This window comes from Vibrio neptunius, assembly GCF_000967495.1.
GTDB lineage: Bacteria > Pseudomonadota > Gammaproteobacteria > Enterobacterales > Vibrionaceae > Vibrio > Vibrio neptunius.
In genome coordinates, this window is sequence record NZ_JXXU01000035.1 from 98,473 (window position 1) to 125,145 (window position 26,673).

Annotated in this window: 20 protein-coding genes and 1 pseudogene; 8 read left to right on the forward strand and 13 right to left on the reverse strand. The window is 46.7% G+C overall.

All coding sequences use genetic code 11. The annotated features are described in order from the left end of the window. Together TW84_RS12260 and TW84_RS12265 are read right to left on the reverse strand one after the other, a co-directional pair. Positions 1-678: a hypothetical protein gene (locus tag TW84_RS12260; RefSeq protein WP_006960342.1), complete on the reverse strand. Its 678-nt coding sequence runs from the start codon at positions 676-678 to the stop codon at positions 1-3. A 93-nt stretch (positions 679-771) separates the two neighbouring features. Then, a complete protein-coding gene (locus TW84_RS12265; protein WP_045975919.1) occupies positions 772-2,073 on the reverse strand; it encodes an alpha/beta fold hydrolase in 1,302 nt (433 codons plus the stop codon). A gap of 232 nt (positions 2,074-2,305) precedes the next feature. Here TW84_RS12265 and catB point away from each other — a divergent pair. Continuing rightward, a pseudogene (gene catB / locus TW84_RS12270) lies at positions 2,306-2,942 on the forward strand (type B chloramphenicol O-acetyltransferase). Between the two features lie 161 nt (positions 2,943-3,103). Next, positions 3,104-3,952: a pirin family protein gene (locus TW84_RS12275; protein WP_045975920.1), complete on the forward strand. Its 849-nt coding sequence runs from the start codon at positions 3,104-3,106 to the stop codon at positions 3,950-3,952. Positions 3,953-4,226: 274 nt separating this feature from the next. Here the strand turns inward: TW84_RS12275 and copI are convergent, their stop codons facing one another. The 6 genes from copI to TW84_RS12305 all read right to left on the reverse strand — a co-directional run bounded on the left by copI (position 4,227) and on the right by TW84_RS12305 (position 12,002). Then, positions 4,227-4,772 (reverse strand): copper-resistant cuproprotein CopI, encoded by a 546-nt coding sequence (gene copI, locus TW84_RS12280; RefSeq protein WP_045975921.1) that lies wholly within the window; start codon positions 4,770-4,772, stop codon positions 4,227-4,229. Positions 4,773-4,827: 55 nt separating this feature from the next. Beyond that, positions 4,828-7,956 (reverse strand): efflux RND transporter permease subunit, encoded by a 3,129-nt coding sequence (locus TW84_RS12285; protein ID WP_045975922.1) that lies wholly within the window; start codon positions 7,954-7,956, stop codon positions 4,828-4,830. 2 nt (positions 7,957-7,958) lie between these two features. Continuing rightward, positions 7,959-9,665 (reverse strand): efflux RND transporter periplasmic adaptor subunit, encoded by a 1,707-nt coding sequence (locus TW84_RS12290; RefSeq protein ID WP_045975923.1) that lies wholly within the window; start codon positions 9,663-9,665, stop codon positions 7,959-7,961. Positions 9,666-9,675: 10 nt separating this feature from the next. Continuing rightward, on the reverse strand, positions 9,676-11,067 hold the full coding sequence (locus TW84_RS12295) for a TolC family protein (RefSeq protein WP_045975924.1): 1,392 nt from the start codon (positions 11,065-11,067) through the stop codon (positions 9,676-9,678). Positions 11,068-11,118: 51 nt separating this feature from the next. Beyond that, positions 11,119-11,496 carry a hypothetical protein gene (locus TW84_RS12300; RefSeq protein ID WP_045975925.1) on the reverse strand — a complete coding sequence of 126 codons (378 nt, stop codon included), beginning with the start codon at positions 11,494-11,496 and terminating at the stop codon, positions 11,119-11,121. A gap of 68 nt (positions 11,497-11,564) precedes the next feature. Next, positions 11,565-12,002 carry an acyl-CoA thioesterase gene (locus tag TW84_RS12305; RefSeq protein ID WP_045975926.1) on the reverse strand — a complete coding sequence of 146 codons (438 nt, stop codon included), beginning with the start codon at positions 12,000-12,002 and terminating at the stop codon, positions 11,565-11,567. A 170-nt stretch (positions 12,003-12,172) separates the two neighbouring features. Here TW84_RS12305 and TW84_RS12310 point away from each other — a divergent pair, with 170 nt between their 5' ends. Further along, complete coding sequence (locus TW84_RS12310) at positions 12,173-12,937, forward strand: ferredoxin--NADP reductase (protein WP_045975927.1); 765 nt, start codon at positions 12,173-12,175, stop codon at positions 12,935-12,937. Positions 12,938-13,101: 164 nt separating this feature from the next. Here the strand turns inward: TW84_RS12310 and TW84_RS12315 are convergent, their stop codons facing one another. Continuing rightward, positions 13,102-14,472: a YjiH family protein gene (locus TW84_RS12315; protein ID WP_045975928.1), complete on the reverse strand. Its 1,371-nt coding sequence runs from the start codon at positions 14,470-14,472 to the stop codon at positions 13,102-13,104. A gap of 461 nt (positions 14,473-14,933) precedes the next feature. Continuing rightward, positions 14,934-17,306 (reverse strand): phosphoenolpyruvate synthase, encoded by a 2,373-nt coding sequence (gene ppsA / locus TW84_RS12320; protein WP_045975929.1) that lies wholly within the window; start codon positions 17,304-17,306, stop codon positions 14,934-14,936. 175 nt (positions 17,307-17,481) lie between these two features. Here ppsA and ppsR point away from each other — a divergent pair, with 175 nt between their 5' ends. Then, positions 17,482-18,315: a posphoenolpyruvate synthetase regulatory kinase/phosphorylase PpsR gene (gene ppsR, locus TW84_RS12325; protein WP_045975930.1), complete on the forward strand. Its 834-nt coding sequence runs from the start codon at positions 17,482-17,484 to the stop codon at positions 18,313-18,315. 137 nt (positions 18,316-18,452) lie between these two features. Here ppsR and TW84_RS12330 read toward each other — a convergent pair whose 3' ends face one another. The 3 genes from TW84_RS12330 to TW84_RS12340 all read right to left on the reverse strand — a co-directional run bounded on the left by TW84_RS12330 (position 18,453) and on the right by TW84_RS12340 (position 22,003). Beyond that, positions 18,453-19,190, reverse strand: a complete 738-nt coding sequence (locus TW84_RS12330; RefSeq protein WP_045975931.1) for a substrate-binding periplasmic protein — start codon at positions 19,188-19,190, stop codon at positions 18,453-18,455. A gap of 57 nt (positions 19,191-19,247) precedes the next feature. Further along, positions 19,248-20,105, reverse strand: coding sequence for a DMT family transporter (locus tag TW84_RS12335; RefSeq protein ID WP_205622488.1), 858 nt, complete (start codon positions 20,103-20,105; stop codon positions 19,248-19,250). A 188-nt stretch (positions 20,106-20,293) separates the two neighbouring features. Then, entirely contained in the window at positions 20,294-22,003 is a 1,710-nt protein-coding gene (locus TW84_RS12340; RefSeq protein WP_045975933.1) for a phospho-sugar mutase, read from the reverse strand. A 357-nt stretch (positions 22,004-22,360) separates the two neighbouring features. Here TW84_RS12340 and coxB point away from each other — a divergent pair, with 357 nt between their 5' ends. The 4 genes from coxB to TW84_RS12360 are packed head-to-tail and all read left to right on the forward strand — an operon-like array spanning position 22,361 to position 26,667. Then, positions 22,361-23,515 (forward strand): cytochrome c oxidase subunit II, encoded by a 1,155-nt coding sequence (coxB, locus tag TW84_RS12345; protein ID WP_045975934.1) that lies wholly within the window; start codon positions 22,361-22,363, stop codon positions 23,513-23,515. Beyond that, on the forward strand, positions 23,512-25,173 hold the full coding sequence (ctaD, locus tag TW84_RS12350) for a cytochrome c oxidase subunit I (protein ID WP_045975935.1): 1,662 nt from the start codon (positions 23,512-23,514) through the stop codon (positions 25,171-25,173). The genes coxB and ctaD overlap by 4 nt, the downstream gene beginning before the upstream one ends. Positions 25,174-25,183: 10 nt before the next feature. Beyond that, entirely contained in the window at positions 25,184-25,786 is a 603-nt protein-coding gene (locus TW84_RS12355) for a cytochrome c oxidase assembly protein (RefSeq protein ID WP_045975936.1), read from the forward strand. Further along, positions 25,783-26,667, forward strand: a complete 885-nt coding sequence (locus tag TW84_RS12360; RefSeq protein WP_045975937.1) for a cytochrome c oxidase subunit 3 — start codon at positions 25,783-25,785, stop codon at positions 26,665-26,667. Before TW84_RS12355 ends, TW84_RS12360 begins: the two co-directional genes overlap by 4 nt. Positions 26,668-26,673 lie beyond the last annotated feature (6 nt).

Here is a 26,673-nt window from a genome sequence, read left to right on the forward strand (position 1 = left end):
CTAATCGTCAAAATCAAAGTTGAAGTTCGCCATCTTTTTCTTGAAGGCTTGGTTGGGTGACATTTTGGTCGCTGCAGGTTTTTTATTACTAAAGCCTTTGCCTTGTCCGTAACTCTTTTCCGTGTGCAGGTGTGCGTGAAGGCGACTGTTAAGGTCATCCTGACTCATCAGTGGCTGACCAATGGCCTGAACTTTTTCCACAAAGCTTGCCCAGACGTTGGTCTGATTGGCGAAACCAGTGCGGAACATAATGACTTCTGCCCACGACTCAATCACATTAGGTGACAGTTCAGCAAGGTTGATCATTTTTCCATTGGATGCCGATGGATTGAGTGGCTTCACCTGCGTTTTATGGAATTGTGGCACTTTGGCAATCGGCTCTGAGGTGGCATACACAGGAATAGAGTGCTGGTTGCCAACGTTGATTTTGCACTTGATGTTCCCCTGCTTACGGGTATACGTCTTACTTAGTGAGATAATGGCTTGCTCAACCGCCAGTTTGCCAAGGACATGGTCAATCGTGGATTCGGAACCGTTGGTCATTTCCTGCAACTCCGCCATGGTGGTAATCACTGCACCGCTGCGATCGGACAATTCTGCCAGAGCGAGCAAGATGAGCTTTTCTTCCATAGTGACACAAGCATGAGACCAAACTCGTTCAATAAATTTTGAAGACATGTTCTGAATCCAGAAATAACAGACTAATAAGGAAATTATACGATTTGACAGGGCGAACACCAACAATTGATCTCAGTGTTCGCCTTGATTTCGTTAAACCAGCGTGAGATTGGCGGCAGTTTGTTCACCCATCTCGAACAGTTTGTCGAAAATACGTTCGCCATCAGCTCTAAGACCGTTGTGCTCGTATTCGTTTGTTATCCACGCTTTAGCATTGGGCAACATTGCCAGAGTTTCGCGGCTGATGTCCATTTCAACAAACATGTCATCGGCGTAAACCGCGCAGCTGACCGGTACTTTGTTGTTTGAAAGCTGCTCAGCATCATATAACGGCGACCAGTCCTGCTTTTCTGCTAGTAGGTCAGCGGCTTGTTTTAGCGGTTTTAACGTTACATATTGGTCAAACATCCAAGGGAATACCATTTCGCCAGTAAAGTAAAATGGCTGGCCCGACTGATAATTAAACGCCTGATGATCTTGACGAACGCGGTGTGCACTCCACTTTGAAGCAAAACCCTGACAGTAGATAGACTCGTGCAAAATGGCATAAATCGGATTGGTCTGGAAGTTTTGTTCCATCAGCATACTATTGAGGAATTCATAACGAAGCTGAGGCTTACCGTTCACTGTAATGAACGCGTTTTCAAGCAAGTAGTAAGTGGGTAGGAAAGTATCACTAACGCCAAAGTTAATTCCAATTTGCTGGAATTGTTCAATGGTAAAACGCTGGCCATTGGGCAGAAACTCTTCATTTTGCAAAAGATGATCAGCAATCTGCTGACATAGCTGCTGAGCTTTCGGGAACTGGCTAAAAAATGCTTGGTTCTTTTCCATCGTACGCTTAAACGTCGCACGATAGACATCGTCTGGGTGACGGGAAACAGAAGGCACGCCGCCTGTGATGTAGCTACGCGACAAGCTGTCTGGGAACATAGACAGATAAGTCAGAGAGCAGAAACCACCAAAGCTCTGGCCTAGGATAGCCCATTTATCGACACCGAACTGTTCACGGATGAATTCCGCATCTCGCACTATGTTGTCAGCGCGAAAATAGCTAAGATACTCTGCTTGTTGTTGTGGTTGTATATGGGCCAATGTTTGGTGATTAACAACCGAGCTGTTACCCGTGCCCCGTTGATCAAGCAACAACACGCGGTAGTTTTGCAGTGCGCGTTTTATCCACCCGTTATTGCCGTTTTGGCGGGGTGACGGAAACCCTGGTCCACCCTGAAAATAAACCAGCCACGGTTTAGACGAATTCTTATCTTCAACGAGAGACACTTCACGCGCAAAGATGTCAATCTGTCCTTGTGCTGGGTCTGAGTAATCCAGTGGCACTGAGAATATGTGGGGGATGTAATCTAGTCCTGCATCAATAAATGCTTGAGCGTTCATTATTAATTCCTTTTCTGAAGTCGGGCTACTTTACTCTGGTTGAAGCGGATAACCAATCCTATCCAGTCAATTCTGAGCTACCTATAGTTGACTGTGTCCGACATTGCCCATTGGATTTTACTTAGTCGTGCCTTGTCAATTTGGTGTGATATTTTACTCAGGTAGAAAAGAGAGCTTTTGGGATATCTAGTGATGGTGTAAATTGGTGGAAAAACAATCAGGTATCTCCACTATGCAAAACTATTTCGATTCTCCGTTTGCGGGCAAACCGATTGCGGAACAAATTACAAATCCCAATATTATTGTTGGCCGGCACAGTTACTATTCTGGCTATTATCATCAACACAGTTTTGATGATTGTGCCCGATACCTCTCTGCTGAGCGTGATGATGTTGATAAGTTGATCATTGGTAATTTTTGCTCTATTGGATCTGGTGCTGTGTTTATGATGGCTGGAAATCAAGGGCATCGTACTGACTGGGCAAGCACTTTTCCTTTCTTTTATCAGGACGATCCAAACTTTTCTCAGGCAAGAGATGGTTTTCGGCCAGCAGGTGATACTGTCATCGGAAATGACGTGTGGATTGGGTCTGAGGCCATAATTATGGCTGGGGTTAAAATTGGGGATGGCGCGGTCATTGCCAGCCGAGCGGTGGTAACAAAAGATGTGGCACCCTATGAGGTTGTTGGATCTAATCCAGCCAAGCACATCAAGTTTCGTTTTAGCCAAGAACAAATTAAGCAGCTATTGGAAATGGAGTGGTGGCATTGGCACGACGAAGAGCTAAAGGGGGGCGATGGAATGGTTGTGCTCTAAAGATATTGCAGCGCTTCACCGCTACTGGCAGAGTTATATTGCTGCTTCGTGATAGTCAATATACAGCCACAAATGGCTTTTAAGTCGATTAGGTCGGCAGAGGTAGCCGCCTTACAAACATTCAAAAATTTTGAATGAATAGCTCAAATTCCTATGCTCAAGATTCGATTTGAGGGCGATAGACTGTAGTTATCGCTCTTGAGGAGAAAGAAAATGAGTCAACGTCGAGAAATTCGTCAAATCATTCCAGCGCACGCCACATCCGATGGCGATGGGGTCAAAATTAGCCGCGTGGCGGGTTTTAGCAACGCAGGTTTTTCGCCGTTTCTGATGATAGATGAGCTGAAGTCCGATCAGCTTTCTGACTATGTAGGCGGCTTTCCCCCCCACCCTCATCGTGGCATTGAAACTTTGACCTATATGCTTAAAGGTCACTTCCAACATAAAGATCACATGGGGAATGTGGGTGAATTGCGTTCTGGTGGCGCTCAATGGATGGCGGCAGGACGTGGAGTCATCCACAGTGAGATGCCTATCATGCAAGATGGTGACCTACATGGTTTCCAAATTTGGATAAATCAGCCAGCGCGCGACAAGATGAAACCCGCTCAGTATCATGACTTTCAGCCTGAAACCATCACAGAGTATCAAGATGAGAGCGTCGGAGTATTACGCGTTCTAGCGGGTGAGGTATCGGTTGACGGGCATGTTCAGCAAGGGCCGTTGAGTGAAACTGGAGTCCCTTTATCTGTTTCTGATTGGCGAGCTGAAACTAACCACCAGATTAACTTACTTACGCCGCTGAAATTTAACATGATGCTGTATGTTTATCAGGGTGAAATTAGCTTGAATGGACAGCACGTGCAACACGGTGAGATGGCATTGTTATCAACGGGTGAAGCCGTGAGTTTAGTTGCAACAAAAAGCAGCGGAGTATTGATTCTCCTTGGTGAACCTATTGACGAGCCCATCGTGCATTATGGTCCATTTGTAATGAACAGAATGCAAGAAATTGAACAAGCGATCAGCGACTACAACAGCGGCGAGTTTGAAAAATACTGATACTAAACCATATGAATAGATAGTTGCACTATTTCGTCTAAACTTTACCTATTAGCTCCTGAACTTGGGAGCCATTGAACACAAAAAGCGAATAATCCACTGCCATTCACTTTTTGTTTTGCCACGTGTCTAAGATACGTGGCTTTTTCTTTGATATAGCAAAACATGGTTGACGTTCTAGGTGGTGAGTTATTACTAGGTCACTTTCCGTATCCGGTGAAATATTTTAGTCACGTCAAACGGCCTACCAGCAACAGCTGGCAGGCAAGGAACGTTACAGTTCGAAAGATTTGACCATGCCAGCTTCAGCATGGCCTGGAATGTTACAGGCAAACTCAACGTTATTGTCACCATGGAAATGCCACAGTAACTGCTTGGCTTTGCCCGGAGCAACCGTCACTGTACTGCCAGAATCATGAGCGTGGTTGCCCATTTTCTTCATCATCTCACGGTGCTTGAGTTGCTCTTGCGCTGAGCCAATGGAGAACTCATGGTCGATTTTCCCTTTGTTCATGACCACAAACTGGACTACGTCATTCGGTTCTATATCCACCTCTTTTTTGAATGTGATGCTCATATCATCGTCAAGGATCACGTGGACCACTTTGTCCGGCTTAGCACCTTTGGCAGGCATACCGACATCGGACATTTCGTCCATGTTCATTTGTGAGTGGTCCATCCCCTTCATATCGCCCATCATTTTCGAATGGTCCATACCTTCCATATTCACTCTGGAATGATCCATGGATGAGTGATCCATTTGAGCGAGAATTTGAGTGCTCGCTAGAGTCAGTGCAAGTGCCAGAATTGTTTTTTTCATCATTGTTTCCTTAAGTAGTAGGGTGCCCCGAAGCACTGAGCGACGGGGACATGGTTCATGAGTGACGTGAGATTTCTCTTTGTTTCCACAATTTGAAAATGGCCGGTAGTACCAGAAGCGTGAGTAGCAGCGCCGATGCCATTCCACCAATCATAGGGGCGGCGATTCGTTGCATGACTTCAGAGCCCGTACCTTCGCCGTACATGATCGGTACAAGACCTATGATGACGGTCAGAACTGTCATCATCACAGGACGAACTCTGAGGCCTGCACCGTCTCGAATCGCCATCGACAGATCATCGGAAGTAATGGAGTGGTTCTGCTCTTGGGCATCCAGCTTTTTGTAGTGCCAGGCTTGGTTGAGATACACCAGCATGATGACGCCAATTTCGACGGCGACACCCGCGAGGGCAATAAAGCCGACCCCAACGGCAATCGAGAAGTTATAGCCAAGGTAGTGCATCAGCCATAAGCCGCCTACCATGGCGAGAGGGAGGGTCATCATGATGATCAGCACTTCGCCAATGCGACGGAAGCTGAAGTAAAGCAGCAGTATAATGATCGCCAGCGTAATCGGCACCACGACACTTAGGCGCTCTTTCGCGCGCTCCATATATTCATACTGACCTGACCAAGCCAGAGAATAGCCAGCGGGCAGATTGAGCTGAACAGCCACGACTTGTTGTGCTTCTGCAACGTACGAACCGAGATCTCGTCCATCGATATCAACGAATACCCAGCCATTAGGTCGAGCGTTTTCTGTTTTGATCATCGGTGGGCCGTCTTCGTAACGAATATCAGCAACATCAGCCAGTGCGATACGAGCACCATTCGGGGTAACCAGAGGTAGGTTCTGTTGTTTCACCACTGAATCACGGTAGTCCTGTGGGTATCGAACATTAATCGGGTAGCGTTCCAGCCCTTCTATGGTTTCCCCAACGTTCATGCCGCCCACTGCAGTGGAAATTACGCGTTGAACATCTTTTATATTGAGACCATAGCGAGCGGCGGAGCGACGCTTTATATCGATAGTGACGTAGCGTCCACCAGCGACACGCTCAGCATAAACAGACGCCGTACCATTGACCTGATTGAGAATAGGTTCCAGTTCAGCACCGATCTGTTCAATGACGTTAAGATCGGGGCCTGAGATTTTGATCCCAATAGGTGTTTTAATGCCGGTTGCCAGCATGTCGATACGGGTTTTGATTGGCATGACCCACGCATTGGTTAGCCCGGGGAACTGCACTAGATCGTCAAACTCTTTGCGCAGCGATTCGGTGGTTACGCCTTCACGCCATTGTTCGCGAGGTTTCAGCTGTATGACGGTTTCAATCATGGTCAGCGGTGCGGGGTCGGTAGCGGTTTCGGCGCGTCCGATTTTCCCCCATACCGTCTCAACTTCTGGGACGCTCTTAATCAACTTATTGGTTTGCTGTAACAGCTCGCGTGCTTTACCAATTGAGATACCCGGATAGGTGGTCGGCATGTACATCAAATCACCCTCATCGAGTGGAGGAATGAATTCGCTGCCCAGCTTACTGGTTGGGTAGTAAGCCGATGCCATAAGCCCTATTGCAATGACGATCATGATTTTAGGGTAGTTGAGGCTCAGGTTGAGCAAGGGTCTGTAAAGCGAGACTAACCCTTTGTTGACTGGGTTTTTGTGTTCTGGGAGTACTTTGCCACGAATGAAATAGCCCATCAGAACAGGCACTAGCGTAATCGCTAAGCCAGCAGACGCTGCCATGGCGTAGGTTTTGGTAAATGCCAGTGGCGAAAACATTTTGCCTTCCTGACCTTCCAATGCAAACACAGGAACAAAGCTCAACGTGATGATTAACAGAGAAAAGAACAGCGGTGCACCGACTTCCTCTGCGGCCTTGCCGATGACTTGCCAGCGATTCTTATCGGTGAGCGGAGTTCGTTCAATGTGCTTGTGAACGTTTTCTATCATCACGATTGCGCCGTCGACCATAGCTCCAATGGCGATGGCAATACCACCCAATGACATGATGTTGGCGTTAATCCCTTGCCAATGCATGATCACAAACGCAGTCAGAATACCCACTGGTAAGCTCAAAGCGATAACCAGAGAAGAGCGTATATGGAACAGGAACAAAGCACAGACAATCGCAACCACGATGAATTCTTCAGCCAGTTTCTTCCATAAGTTTTCTACCGCCGAGTCGATCAACGTAGAGCGGTCATACGTTGGTACGATTTCGACACCCTCAGGCAAGCTGCGTTGCAGTTCGGTCAGTTTGGCTTTGGTTTTGGCGATCACTTCACTGGCATTTTCTCCGAAGCGCATCACGATCACGCCACCAACGGCTTCCCCTTCACCGTTGAGCTCAGAAATGCCACGACGCATTTGTGGGCCAAGGTTAATATCCGCGACATCACCCAACAGAAGCGGGGTGCCTTTTTCGGTTACCTTGAGTGGCAGTGAGCGGATATCTTCGATACTAGTCAGGTAACCTGTGGTGCGCACCATGTGTTCGGCTTCAGCGACCTCAATCACGGAGGCACCTGTCTCCTGATTACCGTTTTGAATCGTGTTGTTGACCTGCTGTAATGTCAGGTTGTAAGCACGCAGTTTGGCGGGGTCAATCTGGATCTGATACTGCTTGACCATACCACCTACAGTGGCGACTTCCGATACTCCATCAACGGTTTGCAGTTCGTATTTGAGGAACCAATCCTGCAAGCTGCGTAACTGGGCTAAATCGTGTTGTCCGGTTTTATCCTGAAGAACATAGCTGTAAACCCAGCCAACCCCAGTGGCATCGGGCCCCAGCGTTGGTTTAGCGTTTGATGGTAGGTTTGGCGCGACTTGACTGAGATACTCCAGCACACGCGAGCGGGCCCAGTACATATCGGTGTCATCATTAAAGATGATGTAGACATAGGAATCCCCAAAGAAAGAGTATCCCCTGACGGTTTCTGCACCGGGTACAGCCAACATGGCAGTGGTTAATGGATAAGTGACCTGATCCTCGACCACCTGAGGTGCTTGACCCGGATAGCTGGTTTTGATGATCACCTGAACATCCGATAAGTCAGGGATTGCGTCTACAGGTGTGTTTTTTACACTGTAAAGGCCAGCAAAAACAATAGCTAAGATGGCAATCAATACTAGGAATCTATTACTGATTGACCAACGGATAATTGCATTGATCATCGTTAGCCCTCATCTGTTGCCAATTGCTTGAGCAGGTAATCTGCACCTTGTCGTTCAACTAGAAATCGAACGCGCTGACCTTCCTCAAAACCCATTAGATCCACTTCATCGCCAACGGAGAAGTTCATCTCACCGGCCTGCCAGTTCCACTCCGCGACAGGGAGATGGTTTAAGGTGATCATGCCAAAGTCGGCCATCAGCATAGAAATATCGCCTTGCAACCAAAGCTCGCCAGCAACAACAGAGTCATCCACTTTGTAATCGACAATTTCGTACTGGCCAGACTCGGTTTTTTGCATTTCAAACTCTATGCTTTGACCTGTTGTGAATGCACTCGCTTCGACGTCTTTAGCGAGAGTGAAATTCATGATCATGCCCGGCCAATCCCATTCAGGTACCGGCTGGTGGTTGATCGTCAACATGCCATGATCAGCCATGACGTCGGTGATCTCTCCCTTCGCCCAAACGGTCTCCTCATCTGGTTCAACACCATTAATGCGCGCAAGGTCGGCAGACTGGCTGGATTCAGAGTCGAGCATAAAGTGTGCGGAAGTCACCACTTGATCGTCTTGGGTTAAGCCCTGCAACACTTCAACCCGATCTCCGGCTTCACGGCCTGTTTCGATGCGAGCAGAGCGGTATTTTCCTTGGCCTTCTGCCAGAACGATGCGAGCCATGCCGCCAGAGCGTATTACCGCAGATTTAGGGATCGTCAGTACTGACTCTTCGCTAACAGGTTGAAGAGCAATGTTGGCGAACATATTGGGCTTGAGCTCGCCATCTGGGTTAGGGAATTTAAGTCTGACGCGCAGAGTACGAGTATTAGGGTCAAGAATCGGGTAGACGTAGTCGACCTTACCCTGCCATTCGTTGCCCGGAATCGCATCTAATGTCATCGAGGCTTCACTGCCAGCTTTAATCCATTGCGCCTGACGCTCGAACACTTCTGCGTCTACCCAAACATTGTTCAGTGGGCCAGCGCTGATCACTGCTTGCGCGGGTGACAAATAACCCCCTTCGCGAATGCTCAAACTTGCAATCACACCGTTAGCTGGTGCCTTTATTTCAATGGTTTGTGACGCTTTACCGCGTTTTAGAATCGCTTTAATTTGTGCACGGTCTACACCTAGTGTCACGAGTCGTTCAGTGGCACCTTTGACTAAGCCAGTTCGACCTGTTCGAGAGGCATTAAGTAACTCTTCCTGCGCTTTCACCAACTCAGGTGAATAGAGCGTAAACAGCACATCGCCTTTGTTGACTTTTTCACCGATCGCATTGATGAACAGTTTTTCAACCCAACCCGCGACGCGTACGTTGGTTTGCCAAAGCTGGCTTTCATCAAACGCGATGTAACCGACCGTTTCAATGCAGGGGGAGAGAGGTTCTAGGGTTACGGGTTCGGACTTGACGCCGAGGTTGTTTTCTACCGACGGATCAATCGTAATGGTTCCGGGTTTATCTTGCTCTCCCGCCATGTCTCCGGCGTAAACTGGAATTAAGTCCATGCCCATTGGTGACTTACCGGGCTTATCTCGCTTGTAGTTCGGGTCCATCGGAGCAACCCAGTAGAGAGGTTCAGCAGAATCAGAAGAACCAGACTCAGCCTTGGCGTCCATTCCCATGCTAGATCCGGCTAGGAAATGATTAGCGGAATAGCCCAGCGCGCCTCCTACCAACAGAGCGATAGCAGCGATTTGTAATGTTTTCATGTCAGATACCTTATTCTTGTTCGCCTTGAGACAAAGTGACTGGCTCAACTTGATAATCAAAACCGTCCAGTAGGGCAGCTAAGTTGCTGTTCACAATGTTTAAATCTGCAATCAGACGTTGCTGTTCGAGTTGTAGAGCAAGTTCATCGGCAGAGGCCGTAATGACATCGTTAAACTGAGACGTGTTGTTCTGATAACCTCGCTCAACCGCACGAATTCGTGCGTTGGCCTGAGGAAGAAGGGTGGACTGATACCGTTCTAGTCGTTGGGCTAAATTGGTTCGGTCGACAAGTAAGGCGTTGACTTTGGCATTCATCTGAGCCAGTAACGTGTCTTTCTGGGACTTGGCCGCGCCGACCTGATATTGGGCCGCAGCGAGATTTCTGTCCTGACGGTTTCCCGTGAACAGAGGAATGTCCATGGTTAGATAGGCACTAACTAGGTCTGATGCAGGTTCTCCCATCATGCCGTTGGCCTGACGGTAGGCGTACATGACTTCAACGCCAAACTGAGGTTGGTAAGCCTGCTGTGCAATTTCAACCTGAGTTTCGGAAGTGGATATAGTTTGGCCGGCCATTTGTACCATTGGGTGCAGGCTGAGCTGCTGATAATACTCGGAGCTTGCTAGGTTTTCGTTCAGCTGTTGGTCGAGCTTGGTCCAGTTAAGCTGATTGGATGCGCTGACGTTCTGAATCTGTTCAGACCAATTGGCTCCCAACCATTCTGATAGCTGGGCCATTAAACGCTGTTGCATCTGCTGATTAGCCTGAAGCTTCTCATCCAGTTTGCTTACTTGAAGCTGAGCATTGAGCAGATCCTGAGCTTCGCTTTTACCAATCGAATAGTTGGTCTGAATGAAGCTCTCCATATCTTTAAGCAAACGACGGTTTTCCAGCATGATGGTTTTCGCCTGCTGCTGATAACCCAGTTCAAGCCAGAGTTGGGTCATGCTGTTAATGACATCCAGTTCTCGGGCATCAATTTGTAAACCGACGCCATCCGCTTGTTGATTGCTTTTCTTTTGTTGTAACTCCAGTGTCGAGCCACGCTCAAATTGTTGCATCAATCCGACGGAAATGTTCGTCATCGGATCTTCGTCGAATTTGAAGCTGTCTACAGGTAGGCCACCGAAGCCAACTTTGATTTTGGGGTCCATTAGCGTGGCACTGGCAACGCCGGTCTCGCGCAGTGCTTGTGATTGAGCAAAATATTGCTTTCGATTGCTGTCGTTGTTGAGTGCCATGCTGATCAATTGTGATAGCACAGCTTGCGGCTGGTGAGTCTGCTCTTGCAAGTTGCTTGCTGATACAGGCGCAAACCAGACCGCGGCACTGACAGAAAGCGCCAGAATCCTTGGTTTGATTTTCACTTTATTGTCCGTTTCCGAGTGCCTGACAGGCACGAAAAACCATCTCCCAAAGCAATAGGCTGGGAGTCGATAACAGAGAACGGATTACGCTATCGGAGGGCGATAGAGTGAGCTTAAACGGGTAATGACCTGACCTTGGACATCTGAATGGATCAGAGCCAACTGAGTCGAGATTAGTAGAGGTTTATCAATTCGGGGAATGGGGGCGAAAACCGTTGCGCACATCACGCTACAACAGTTATGAACCATCTCTTCGCTGGTTTCACAATGATCTGATGGGATTGAAGAATCTGTCAGCGCTGGGCTCATGTTCATTGCCATGCCACAGTGAGCCTGCTTGCTACCGGAATCGCTGAGCATTTCGAACGTCATTAGGGTTTCGCTAGTAGCAAAACTGGATACCAACATGGCGCTCATGCTGATAAATAGAATCCAGTATTTACGAATCGAAGGGAAGCTCATACGTAACCTAAAATGACGATAACTCGGCTAGCATAAAGCTTCCCCTAGGGGGAAGGTCAAGCGGTGTATTAGGATTCTGCCGTCGCTTCTAAATTTAAAATGGACTGTTTGATTTGTTCAGGTAAGTTTGCTTTGCAATTGTTTTTAAAATCAAACATCACACAGGTGGCGCGCCCTACGGTACTGACTTTACCGACTTTCTTGCTCACAACCTGATACTCCATGGTGAATCTGTCTTCCTGAATGTCGACGACTTTAGACCCTATCATCAGAGTATCTGGATAGGTGATGGGCATTTTATAGCGGCAGCTTGTTTCACCCAATACTGGGCCTATATGACTTTGGCTTAGGTTGACGAGAAGATTGATGTGCTCAAAGTAGTCGAGTCTTGCAGTTTCGAAGTAGCGAAAGTAAACCACATTATTGACGTGTTGGAGAGCATCCATTTCACCCCAAGCGACCGGAATTTTTGTGATGACCGGAAAGTCTTTCAGTAACGATTCCATGCGTGTTCCTTGCATTGGTTTTTAAAAGAGCTCTTATTCTAATGCTGAATCAAGTGATTTTGTAAAAATGTTATCAAAATGTGATCTTTAATGACTAAGTAAAGGCCCGTCTTTACTTATAAAGATCAGAGGAGTAGGTTTTAAAGAGGTAACCTGATGGAGGATCTGCAATGACCGCACCCGATGGTTTTAATCTCGCCAAAGTGGAAAAGCGCACTGACTGGACGCCAGAGCTATTCAGTTTACGTCTTACTGGCGCGCCTCTCACCTTTAAAGCGGGCCAATTTACTAAACTGGCCCTGTATGACGACGACGGCCAATTGGTCAGCCGAGCGTATTCAGTCGTCAACGCACCACTTAACAGCAGCGATATGCTGGAATTTCTGATTGTCTCTAACCTTGAAGGCAAACTGACGCCAAAACTGCAGCACTTGAAAGAGGGAGACTCGGTATACGTAGGCGCTGCCGCCTATGGTGATTTGATTTTGAGTTCCATTCCTAAATCGACTCAGGACTTATGGTTGCTTTCAACGGGGACGGGTATTGGTCCTTTCCTATCGCTACTCGATGACATTAATGTTCGCCCCGGATATGAAAAAATTGTTTTAGTACATGGCGTTAGACATGAGAAAGATTTGGTCTACCGCTACTTGATTGAGCAGCTAGTTGATCAATATGAAGGTCGCCTGAGTTATGTGCCTGTTGTGTCGAGAGAGCAGCACCCAAATACGCTATATGGCCGCATTCCTCAGCTGTTGGGTCAACGTGAAATCCAAGAAAGAGCGCAGGCAGAGCTCACTCAGGAGAACAGTTTTGTCATGCTGTGCGGAAACCCAGCAATGATCAAAGAGACCACCAAGATTCTGCAAAGTTTTGGGTTAGAAAAATTCCGTCGAGCGACAGGAGGTAACATCACCTTTGAGCGCTATTGGTAGGACTCAATTATCATAGGGAACTTGTTTGAGTTTCCACATTTCAACCGTGTGCTTGGTTTTATCACATAGTCCAAGCAGGATTTGAGATTTAGGATCGTAAGGTTCGCCGATAAAACAAAGGCCCTGAAAGGGCCTTTGAAAAAAGATTGATTTGCGATCTGAGATTAGAAAATCAGATGAGCAATACCAGCAATCACAGGCAGTGTGATTAAGGTACGCAGAATGAAGATGGCAAACAGTTCAAAGATGTTCACTGGGATACGGCTGCCAAGTAACAGCGCACCAACTTCAGACATGTAAATCAGCTGGGTGACAGACATAGCAGCGATGACAAAACGTGTCATTTCGTTATCAATCGACGACGCTAGAATCGCTGGGATAAACATATCAGCAAAACCAACCACGATAGTTTCAGAGGCCGCTGCCGCTTCTGGGATGCCTAATAGTTCAAGGAATGGGATGAATGGTTGACCTAGGAAGCTAAACACCGACGTGTACTCAGCAATCACTAGAGCAATCGTACCTAAGCCCATAACTACAGGCAGCACACCAAATACCATGTCTACCGCGTTACGTACGCCTTCACCAAAGACATCCTTAAATGATTTTACTTGGCTTGCTTTCGCTAGTGCCAGCTCCATACCCCAAGATACGCTTGTATGACCTGCAGGAACAGCATCGGCATCTTTTGCGGGCTGAGTACCATCGATGAAAGTATCTTTTTTCATGCTTAGAGGAGGCAAGCGAGGAATGATGATCGCTGCCACAATACCCGCCAGACAGATTGCACCATAGAAAGGCAAGAACAAGTGCTCTAGTTCAACTTGAGCAAGAACAACCAAACTGAAAGTAATGGATACTGCTGAGAAGGTTGTACCTACGACAGCCGCTTCGCGCTGTGTGTAGAATTTGTTTTCGTATTGCTTGCTGGTTAGCAGGATACCGACTGAGCCATCGCCAAGCCAAGAAGCCATACAGTCGATAGCGCTACGACCAGGTAAGTTAAATACTGGGCGCATCACTTTACTTAGCAGCGTGCCAAACAGCTCTAGCAAACCAAAGTTAAGTAACAGTGGGAGCAGTAAACCTGCAAAGATAAATACTGAAAATAGCGTTGGTAGCAAACCCTCTAGTACTAGGCCACCAGTATTTTCTTCCCATACGGCTTCAGGGCCGACTTGGAAGAAGGTCATTGCAACAGCAAGACCACCAATAACACGCACTGCCAACCAAAGAGGGCTTGGGTTAAACAGGCTATTCAAGAATGGGCTGTTAGCAATAAATGTAGGATTCTTGATACGACACAACAATGATGTTGCTGCCATAAATAAGATGATAGAAGTGACCATGCCTACAAGGTGATCACCAAATACAGCTTGTATGGATTTTGCCAGTACTGCGACTGGAATGGTGATATCACCGTCGTAGCTGATCGGGGCCATGAAAAGAAAAAGACCCAGCAAAGAAGGAATAAAGAACATCCAAAAGTTGCCTTTACCTTTCGTCTGTTCGATAGATTGAGCGTTATTCTGCATTACAATTCTCGTGTTACTACTAGTCAATATGATAAGCCTATCCACTTGGCATATATATTCACTATACATCTGCATTTAATCATCCGGCGCAAGCCTACTGTCTTTCGAATACCTTTGCAATACTATTCAATATAATTCGCTAAATATTCATGATTAAATGTGTTATTTTCAATCAACGGTGGATTTTTGTTTTGCTGATGTTAATTTGATTGAAATAATGTTGCAACCGTGAATTAAGTGTATTGTTTATTTTTATTTTGAATAATAGAGTTAGGACCCATAAATTTGGTCCTAAAGACACTAGGTTGGATAGGGTGTTAAGTGGTTTTAGAGTGGATAGAACTTAAAAATATCAAAATCGAGCAATTCGGCGTATCAAGAAAATATACCCAGTGATTTAATTGTGAAAATAAAAACCGCCCAATCAAAATAGGCGGTTTTTGCTCGATTATTGCTCTGTACTATTTGCCACTTACCTGCCCAAGTTTGAGCCACGTATCAATCACAGTATCCGGATTTAGAGAGACGGAACTGATGCCTTGCGCCATTAACCATTCAGCCAGATCATCATGGTCAGATGGGCCCTGACCGCAAATGCCGACGTATTTACCGGCTTTAGTCGCAGCATCGATAGCCATTTGCAGCATCGCTTTTACAGCAGGATTGCGCTCGTCGAACAAGTGAGCGACGTCGCCTGAATCTCGGTCTAGACCGAGTGTTAGCTGAGTCATATCGTTTGAGCCGATTGAGAAACCGTCGAAGTACTTGAGGAATTCGTCTGCTAGCACAGCATTAGATGGTAGTTCACACATCATGATGACTTTCAGGCCCTGATCGCCGCGGCGTAAGTCGAACTTCGCAAGAAGATCGATGACCGATGCCGCCTCGCTCGGAGTGCGCACAAATGGGATCATGATTTCAACGTTCTTCAGACCCATCTGATTGCGAACACGCTTAATCGCTTGAGTTTCTAGTTCAAAGCAGTCTTCAAATACAGGTGAGATGTAACGTGACGCACCACGGAAGCCCAGCATAGGGTTTTCTTCATGTGGTTCGTAACCTTTGCCACCAACTAGGTTGCTGTACTCGTTGGACTTAAAGTCAGACATACGGACGATGACGCGTTTTGGCCAGAATGCCGCAGCGATAGTCGCGATACCTTCAGTCAGCTTGCTGACGTAGAAATCGATAGGGTCTTTATAGCCACGAATGCGCTGAGTGATTTCTGCTTTTAGCTCGTCACTTTGTGCGTCAAAGTTCAGTAGGGCTTTCGGGTGAATACCAATCATTTTGTTGATGATGAATTCCAGACGAGCCAAGCCAACACCTTCATTTGGAATCTGCGCGAAGTCGAAGGCTCGATCTGGGTTACCGACGTTCATCATCACTTTGGTTGGTAGCAGTGGCAGTTCGTCAACTGCAGAGCGCTTGACTTCAAAATCAAGTTCACCCTGATAAACATAGCCTGTCTCACCTTCAGAACAAGAAACCGTCACGGTCGCGCCGTCTGTCAGCTTTGATGTGGCATCGCCACAACCAACGATTGCTGGAATACCCAGCTCACGTGCGATGATAGCTGCGTGGCAAGTACGACCACCACGGTTGGTAACGATTGCTGAGGCCTTCTTCATCACTGGTTCCCAATCTGGGTCAGTCATATCAGTAACTAGTACGTCGCCATCTTGAACCAAAGACATTTGGTCTAGCGAGTCAACCAGACGTACTGGGCCAGAACCGATACGCTGACCAATAGCACGGCCTTCAACCAAAACTTCTGCTTTGTTGTTTAGCTCGTAACGCTCAATCACGTTCTGTTCGCTTTGAGAACATACGGTTTCTGGGCGAGCTTGAACAATGTAAAGCTTGCCATCAATACCATCTTTCGCCCACTCGATATCCATCGGACGCTGGTAGTGCTTTTCGATGATCATCGCTTGTTTTGCCAGTTCTTTGATCTCTTCGTCATTGAGAGAGAATTGTTCACGCTCTTGTGTCGAGGTATCAATGATGTCAACTTGCTTGCCAATTTCTTGGTTGGTCGAGTAGATCATCTTGATAAGTTTAGAGCCGAACGTCTTCTTAACAATCGGATGCTGACCCGCTTCAAGCATTGGCTTGTGAACGTAGAACTCGTCTGGGTTTACGGCGCCCTGAACGACCATTTCCCCTAGACCCCAAGAGGAAGTGATGAACACAACCTGATCAAAGCCAGATTCAGTGTCTAGCGTGAACATAACACCAGAAGAGGCTTTATCCGAGCGCACCATGCGTTGGATACCCGCAGACAGCGAGATACCACGGTGGTCAAAACCTTGGTGCACACGATAGGAGATAGCGCGGTCGTTAAACAGAGAAGCGTAAACGTGTTTCGTTGCTTCAAGTACAGCATCGATACCTTTTACATTAAGAAATGTTTCTTGCTGGCCCGCGAATGAGGCATCCGGCAAATCTTCAGCAGTTGCTGAAGATCGAACGGCGACGGAAAGTTCTGTATTACCTTCAATCAGTTGTTGGTAATCGCTACGAATACCCTGCTCTAGGTCAGCAGGGAAGGGCGCTTCTAAAACCCATTGACGGATGGTGGCACCTGTCTTACGCAGAGCTTCTACATCCTCAACGTCTAGTTCATCGAGCAGTTGGTGGATTCGTTCATCCAGACCTTCATAATCAAGGAATTGGTTAAACGCGTAAGAAGTAGTAGCAAAACCATTCGGTACTGAAACGCCAGCATTCGATAGATTTGAAACCATTTCTCCAAGTGAAGCGTTTTTACCGCCGACCTTGTCGACATCTTCCATGGATAGGCTATTGAACCAGAGGGTGTTCTTTTGCATGTCTTTCTCCAGAAACATTGCAGCTTTGTAGGGATAAAGCAAACGATTACGCAAAGGCTCAAAAAAATTCTCAACAAATTTTCAAAGCTGTGGGGGGCGTAATTGTCAGCCGGGTTTTATTATCGATATTATGTTGCCCATCCTACTCAAAAGAATTTTAAAGTTTAAATAAAACATGCAAATTGATATTCAAAGTCGTGATGTATTCTATGTTTCTGACGGAACAGCCATAACGTGTGAGACATTAGGCCATGTTGTTTTGGGCCAATTCCCGTTGAACACCAACGAGAAAACGTTTCCGTTTGTTGAAAGTGAAGACAAATTAGCAGATCTGCTGAAGGAGATTGAACTATCGTATCAAGACACTGGTGTGAAGCCTTTAGTGTTTTTTTCCATCGTTATTCCAGAGATCAAGCAGAAACTATTGACAGCGCCTGCGTTTAGTTACGATGTGCTGGCGAGTATTGTCCAACAAGTCAAAGATGATATTCAGCTTGAGCCCAAGCCCAAACTACAGCGTTCGCGTAGTGTGAGCAAAGATTCAGATACTTATTTTGATCGTATCGCGGCGATTGAATACACCTTGGCGCATGATGATGGCATTACGCTCAAGGGCATGGACGAAGCCGATATTATATTGCTGGGTGTTTCTCGAAGCGGCAAAACACCAACCAGTCTTTATATGGCGATGCAATTTGGCCTAAGAGTCGTGAATTACCCATTCATTGAAGAAGACATTCGTCGCCTAAGACTATTACCAGAATTCGAAATCCATCGTCATAAACTGTTTGGCCTGACGATTGATCCTGAAAGGTTGACCGAAATTCGAGAGAACCGCTTGGCGGGCAGTGAATATGCCAGCACCGAGCAGTGCATCAATGAATTGGAGAGCGTTGAGGCGTTATTCCGACGTGAAGCCATTCCTTACATCAATACCTCATCATTGTCAGTGGAAGAGATTTCAACCCGTATCCTTGAAAAAGCGGGGTTGAGAAGGCGTTTACTGTAGATAAAATAAGTCGGGGCAGCAAATACAGGCTGTCCGATTGCCTTGTTTAAGTAAGACACACTAGATGTCGCTGTGACACCACAATAGAGACCATGGTTGACGAAAACTCGCCTAGATCTTTCGCTTCTGCGTCCAGTTCAATTGGTTTGGAATTTTTTTAAGCCTTTATCGAGGAGATTCTTAAGCGACAAAGCATATTCATACTGTTTCGAAACCAGCATGTGAAATTTATGCTTAGCCATATTTGGAATGGGCTTAGACTCAATGTCTTCGCTGACGTAATTGATGCCCCAAACGCTTTGAATTCCATCGAGTATCTCATTCCATGATAGGATCACATCGCATCGCTGCTGTTTCAGTTCTGTGATGAGCTCGTGCATGCTGTGTGTGTACTGTTCAACTTCTTTAAGTTGGAAGTCGCCGTAGTTATAGCCATGAATGCCGCACACCTTGTATTGGTCTAGCTCTGCAACATCATCGATGGATAGACCTTTTGGAAATCGAGATTTTTTGTATAAGTAGTATGGCGTTATATTGTAGTACCAATCAGTGTATAGGTAATGCTTGGCACGCTCCTCTGAGTGGGATGCGCTGACTGCTATTTGAAACTCGCCACTCTTCGCCCCTTTGAGGCAGCGGCTCCATGATGTCATGGTAAAATTAAATGTGATGCTTTGCGGTAGCAAAACGTGGTTCAGAACGTCTAGATCGAAACCTTTCACATCCTCTCCATCTAGGTAAGTATAGGGAGGCCAGTCAATAGAATCTCCGCAAATACTTAAATGTTCATTCCTTAACTCCGAAGTAGTCGCTAATGCTTTGTTAAGGCCTGTTAGCAGAACCAGCAGGCAAAAACATATTGGTAGATTCATCATGGGGCGCTTTGGTTGTCTTAACTCATATGAGTATAGACCCCGTGTATTGATTTGAAGCTATTTTACTCGAAGCAATGATGGCTTGAGTTGATGGCCGAAAACGTTAATTAATGCACCGATAACAATCAGTGAGCCACCTAAGTAGGTACAGTTAGAAGGCGCTTCATTGAATATCCAGGCACCAAGTAGTGCAGAGAAAACAATTTGTACGTAGGAATAGGCCGAAGCTTTACCCGCAGCCTGAGTTTGCATCGCTTTGGTTAAACCATGCTGACCTATCTGAGTGAAAACACCGACTAGAATTAGCATCGCGGTCAAAAATAGACTGGGCCAGACGAAATCATCGCCGAGCAAAACGATAGAAGTAGGTAGGGCCATCAGTGGGAAGTAGAAAATAATTACTGAACTGTCCTCTGTTTGGCTTAATCGACGGACAATAACATAAGCAATAGAGCTGCCAAACGCTCCGAGTAGTGCCATCATCACGCTAAATAGCGGGAGGTTTGAGTTATCGGTTGTTTGCACGCTCGGTTGAACCATCACCCCCAAGCCTATTAAGCAAAGCGCGATACACATAGTGGTCGAAAATTGAATACGTTCTTTGAGAAAGAGTACGCCAAGCAAAGCAGTAAACACCGGGTGCACATATTGAAGGATGGTGGCTTCTGCTAGAGGAAGGGTTGTGACTGAATAGTAAACACACATTAGGGCGATTGTGCCGACTGCACCGCGAAGCATAAGAAGTGGCTTATTGTGTCCCCACACTGAAATACGTTTGCGTTTAACATCCAAGTAACTGATCACCAATGAAACACATGCCCTAGCTGCAACAATTTCAAACAAAGGAATACCATAGTTGCTCACGTATTTGACGCAGGCTGACATCAAGGCAAAACCGAGCGCAGAAAGCAACATATAACGCACCCCTACAGGGGTGACAGATAAAATGGTCTTCATGATGATTCAATCACTAGAGGAGAGTAGAAGTGGCACTTTAACATATAAGTCAGTTTGTGGGTGCTTGGAGTTGAAATAAGAACTAAGATATTGAAAAAGCGGCTATTCGAGCCGCTTTGTAACCCAGTGTTTTCGATGATTTCTCTTTAGTGATCCAAACTTGTTTGGTGTTCACTGATGAGCATATCCAGCGCAAGCTCCGCTTTTTCTTCCGCTATGGAAAAGCTATCTGCTGCAGCAAATGCTTCGACGACTTCGTAGTAGCACTTCAGCTTAGGTTCTGTACCTGATGGACGTACGATGACACGTGCCCCGCCAGAAAGGTGATAGATCAGAACGTCACTAGCTGGTAAGTCAATAGATTCAGCGTTGCCATCAGCAAAGGTTCGTGTTGAAAGTTTCAAATCTTCAATCACTTCGACTTTACGGCCTGCGATTTGACCTGGCTGCGCGGCTCGTAGTTTGTCTCCAACAGGTGGGGCTTTTGGATCGAGCGCAGTGCTATGTTGAGCATTGATGTACATACCGTGCTCGCGATAAATGTTTTCCAATTGATCCCACACCGTTTTACCCTGACGCTTAAGTTCGGCGGTTAGTTGAGAGAAAGCGACCAGAGCAGACAAGCCATCCTTATCCCACACTTTATTGCCCACTGTGTAGCCCAGTGCTTCTTCATAAGCGAACAGGAACTGTTTCTCTGCGGTTTGTTTTTGCATAGCGATATTAGTCAGCCATTTGAAACCTGTCAGGGTTTGGTAGTACTCAGCGCCATGAGACAGTGCAATTTTCTCAAGCAATGTTGAAGACACGATAGTATTACCAATCAACTGTTTAGTTGCATCAGTATGGCTAAGTAGGTAGTGGCCAAATAGACAACCCACCTGATCACCCGTTAGCATCTGGTATTCGCCATCGGGTCGACGAGCAGCGACCGCAAAACGGTCTGCGTCTGGGTCATTGGCACAAGCGATGTCAGCGTTATTCGCTTTTGCCAACGCGATCACCATATCCATGGCTCCTGCTTCCTCAGGGTTAGGGAAGTTCACTGTCGGAAAAGAACCGTCGGGCTCACGTTGCTCGGCAACGCTGTAGATTTTGGTGAAGCCTGCATCTTTCAGCAGTGTTTCTGCCATGTTAGCCCCCACACCATGCATTGCGGTATAGGCTACGCCAACCGCTTCTGGTTGTTGATGATTAGCCAGCAGTGGGTTGCCATTCATCGTTTGGCGATAAGTCTCGTAGTAGTCTTCTTTTAGCCACACGAGAAGATCATGCTTTTCTGCATCATCAAGATTCATCAGAGGGATGGGTTTTGTAGCGGCTTCGTCGATTTCTCCCGCAATACCAGAGTCATGAGGAGGGATGATTTGAGCGCCATTTTCCCAATACACTTTAAAGCCGTTGTACTCTGGTGGGTTGTGGCTGGCCGTGACGACAACAGCAGCAGCGGCATTAAAATGACGAACACCAAATGCAGCAATAGGTGTCGCTGCGACATCGTGTGTCAAGTACACCTTGATACCTAAAGCGGTCAATACAGAGGTGGTATCATGAGCGAACTGCTTGGAATCTGGGCGGCCATCATAACCAATCACCACACCACGATGTTTTGCGTTTTGTACCTGCTCAATCAGATATTGACCTAGGCCTGTTGCAGTTTCTTGTATAACAAGTCGGTTCATTCGGTTTGGACCACAGCCGACTTTGCCGCGCAAACCAGCTGTTCCAAACTCTAGCCTTTGACTAAATCGATCTGTTAGTTCTTGATATTGTTCTTCATCAATTAAGTGTTGAAGCTCTTCACGAGTACGTGGGTCCGGATCTTTTTCCAACCAACGAGTAACTTGTTCCATCATAACTTATTTCTACCTTTGACTAACGTTATCCCAAGTGTATGACATCTGGGGATTAATGGATGGATATTAAGTGATATTGATTATCATTTGAGAGAGCGCAATCGCTAAACCAAATATTGTGATCAATCTTCAATTTATATTGGTTAAATTACCTACATTTCCATTAGCACTTTCTTGCACTATTAGTAAACGCCAACTAGTTTTTATTAACATAACTATAACAAATCACATCGAATTTGCTGTTTACAAGGAATTTTCCGCACCCTTTGGGCTATTAGGACTTTTTTGCGTCGTTCTTGCTAAAGGGCGCCTTGGTTAAATCATCAGAGATGATGCCTCAGGCAGAGGAGAGGTCTTTTGAAAAGAATAAAGGTTTCACTGTGGCAACTGAGCAATTTGTTGTTTGTTGGCTTTGCTGCTTCAGTTAATGCTGAAGAAAACGCCTTGAACATGACCAAAGGCGTGACAGGTATCAGTAATGAAGTTTATGACTTACACATGCTCATATTCTATATCTGTTGCGCGATTGCTGTTGTGGTGTTCGGAGCAATGTTCTATTCCATGTACTACCACAGAAAGTCAAAAGGAGCAGTGGCCGCCAACTTTCATGAGAGCACCAAAGTGGAAGTGATCTGGACCGTCATCCCCATCATCATTCTTATTCTCATGGCCATCCCGGCAACCCGCACGCTGGTTGCAATGGAGGATACTTCTCAATCTGACCTGACGATAAAGATCACCGGTTCCCAGTGGAAGTGGCACTACAGTTATTTCGGAGAAGATGTCGAATATTTCAGCTTGTTAGCAACTAGTCAAAAAGCGATTGACGGTATAGAAGACAAAGGCGCACATTATCTTCTTGAAGTTGATAACCCTTTGGTGTTGCCAATCAACCGAAAAGTACGATTCCTCCTGACTTCCGATGATGTAATTCACTCTTGGTGGGTACCTGACTTTGCAGTTAAGAAAGACACTATCCCAGGGTTTATCAACGAAGCTTGGACCCGCATTGATGAACCGGGTGTATATCGCGGTCAGTGTGCAGAGCTATGTGGTCGAGCTCATGGTTTCATGCCAGTCGTCGTTCATGCCATGGAAGAAGAGAAATACGACGCTTGGTTACTAGCGAAAAAAGCTGAAATTGAGCAAGCAAAGCAAGAGGCCGCAGCTTCTCTCACTGCATCCTTATCACAAGAAGAATTGATGACGATAGGTGAAAAAGTGTATGTCGACCGATGTGCCGTCTGCCATCAGGTTAGTGGCGCGGGTATTCCGGGGGCATTCCCGGCGATTACAGGCAGTAAGATCGCGACGGGCGATGTTGACAAGCATATCGATATCGTGGTTAACGGTCGATCCGGCACCGCTATGCAGGCTTTTGCCAACCAGCTCTCGGACAAAGAGATTGCGGCTGTGGTGACTTATCAACGTAATGGTTTAGGAAACAGTACGGGTGAGTTGGTGCAGGCATCCGATGTGAATGCATTTAAGGCATCCAAGGAGGGACAATGAAAACGTCCAAACCTGAGTCAATGAATTCTGAATCAATCAAATCAGCACCAGCGGCTGACGCCGAGTTAGGAAGAGCAAACAGTGCGATTGCTATTGACGATCATGATGATCATCACGAAGCACCTTCTGGCATAGCCCGCTGGATTTATTCCACCAACCACAAAGATATCGGGACGCTTTACCTTTGGTTCAGTTTCATTATGTTTCTGACCGGTGGAGCGATGGCGATGATTATTCGTGCCGAGTTGTTCCAACCTGGTTTACAACTGATCGAGCCCCAATTCTTTAACCAGATGACGACCGTACATGGTTTGATCATGGTGTTTGGCGCGGTTATGCCAGCCTTTACTGGTTTAGCAAACTGGATGATTCCGATGATGATTGGCGCGCCAGATATGGCGTTACCACGAATGAACAACCTCAGTTTTTGGATCTTGCCTTTTGCATTCCTAATCCTGATTGCTTCGTTATTTACGGAAGGTGGGGGCCCTGATTTTGGCTGGACTTTCTACGCGCCTCTTTCTACAACTTATGGACCTGACAGTACGGCTCTATTTGTGTTCTCTGTTCATATCATGGGGATCAGCTCGATCATGGGGGCAATCAACGTGATCGTCACCATCGTCAACATGAGAGCGCCAGGGATGACTTGGTTCAAAATGCCGATGTTTGTCTGGACTTGGTTGATTACTGCTTTCTTGTTGATTGCCGTCATGCCGGTGCTAGCAGGGGCGGTGACGATGGTCCTCACCGATAAGTACTTCGGCACATCATTCTTTGATGCCGCGGGTGGTGGCGATCCTGTGATGTTCCAGCATATCTTCTGGTTCTTCGGTCATCCCGAAGTGTACATCATGATCTTGCCATCTTTCGGTATCGTGTCGGCCATCATTCCTGCGTTCAGTGGTAAAAAATTGTTTGGTTACCACTCGATGGTGTACGCCACTTGTAGTATCGCGCTGTTGTCATTCTTGGTTTGGGCACACCACATGTTTACAACAGGGATGCCCGTTTTCGCCGAACTCTTCTTTATGTATTGCACCATGCTCATTGCGGTGCCCACTGGGGTCAAAGTGTTCAACTGGGTGGCTACGATGTGGCGGGGCGCGATGACATTCGAGACACCAATGTTGTTTGCTATTGCTTTCATTATTCTGTTTACCATCGGTGGGTTCTCCGGGCTTATGCTGGCGATTGTTCCTGCAGACTTCCAGTATCACGATACGTATTTTGTGGTCGCGCACTTCCATTATGTGTTGGTCTCAGGGGCGGTATTCTCGATTATGGCAGCTGCTTATTATTGGTTACCGAAATGGACGGGGAATATGTATGACCACAAGTTGAGCTTGTGGCATTTCTGGTGCTCAGTAATTTCGGTCAACGTCTTATTCTTCCCGATGCATTTCCTTGGCTTAGCTGGGATGCCACGACGCATTCCTGACTATGCAATTCAGTTTGCCGACATCAATCAGATAGTGTCGATTGGTGGTTTTGCCTTTGGTTTGTCTCAGCTAATTTTCCTCTGGTTAGTGATTAAGTGTATCCGTGGAGGAGAAAAAGCTGAGGCGAAACCGTGGGATCGTGCTGAAGGGTTGGAGTGGACAGTACCAAGCCCAGCACCGCACCATACATTCTCTACCCCACCGAAAGTGGATTGAGGGAAGCGCTATGGATGGACAACAGCAATCCAATAACAAGTTAACCTTAAAGCTGCTGGCAGCAGTGGTGGCGATGTTTGGCTTTGGTTTTGCGCTTGTCCCATTATATGACGTGATGTGCGAAGCTTTAGGAATCAACGGAAAAACAAATACTGAGTCTGCGCTACAGCCACAGGGTATGGTTCCTGACACATCACGTCTTATTCGAGTTGAGTTTATGGCCCACAGAAATCAGGGGATGCCTTGGTTGTTCGAACCTAAGCAACAGTCAATGGATGTGCATCCTGGAGAAGTGATTCAGACGGCCTACATAGCAACAAACCAGTCATCCAAGGCAACGATAGGTCAAGCCGTCCCTTCGGTATCACCGGGTATGGGGGCATCATATTTCAATAAAATTGAATGTTTCTGCTTTAATCACCAACCACTGGAAAGTTTGGCGAAAGCCGAGATGCCTTTGATCTTCTACATTGAGCCAGACATCCCAGAGTCGATTCATACGTTAACGCTGTCGTATACCCTCTACGACATTACGGATAAGGTTCCTCAACCCGTTGAAGTAGCACGAATGGAGCCGAGTGGCGACCTCACACAGCAAGGAGCTAAGCCATGAGTTCAAAACATCAATCATATTATGTTCCGGCTCAAAGTAGCTGGCCAATTGTCGGAGCGGTTGCGCTGTTTCTTATCGCGGTTGGCGCAGGGGTCACTGTGCAAAACATGGCCGAAGGCGGCGAAGGCAGTGTCTTCGGTAAGCTGATTCTTCTAGCTGGATTCCTGTTCCTACTCTACATGTTTGCAGGTTGGTTTAGCAACGTGATCACCGAGTCGATGACAGGTAAGTATTCTGAGCAAATTTCTCGTTCCTTCAGGCAAGGAATGAGTTGGTTCATCTTCTCTGAAGTGATGTTCTTTGGTGCCTTTTTTGGGGCACTGTTTTATGCGCGCATGATCTCAGTACCGTGGTTGGGCGGAGCGAGCAATAATGCGATGACTCATGAGGTTCTGTGGCCTGCGTTTGAAGCACTTTGGCCACTGACGACCACACCCGATGGTGTCACAACGACAGCGATGGCATGGCAGGGAATTCCGCTGATAAACACCCTGATTCTTCTGACTTCCTCTATCACTTTGCATATGGCCCATACGAGTCTTGAGCAGAACAAACGCATGGCGCTGATTGTATGGCTAGAAATTACGATTGTTCTGGCGGGCTTTTTCCTTTATTACCAAGGTGTTGAGTATGCTCATGCTTATCAGGACCTGAATCTTACTCTGCAATCAGGAATATATGGCAACACGTTCTTCTTGTTGACGGGTTTCCATGGCATGCACGTTTTCTTAGGGACAACGTTCCTAATCATACTGCTCGCCCGTGTGGCAAAAGATCATTTTACACCTAAGGATCACTTCGCGTTTCAGGCAGGCAGCTGGTACTGGCATTTTGTCGATGTGGTTTGGCTATGTCTGTTTGTCTTTGTTTATGTACTGTAGGTGTGT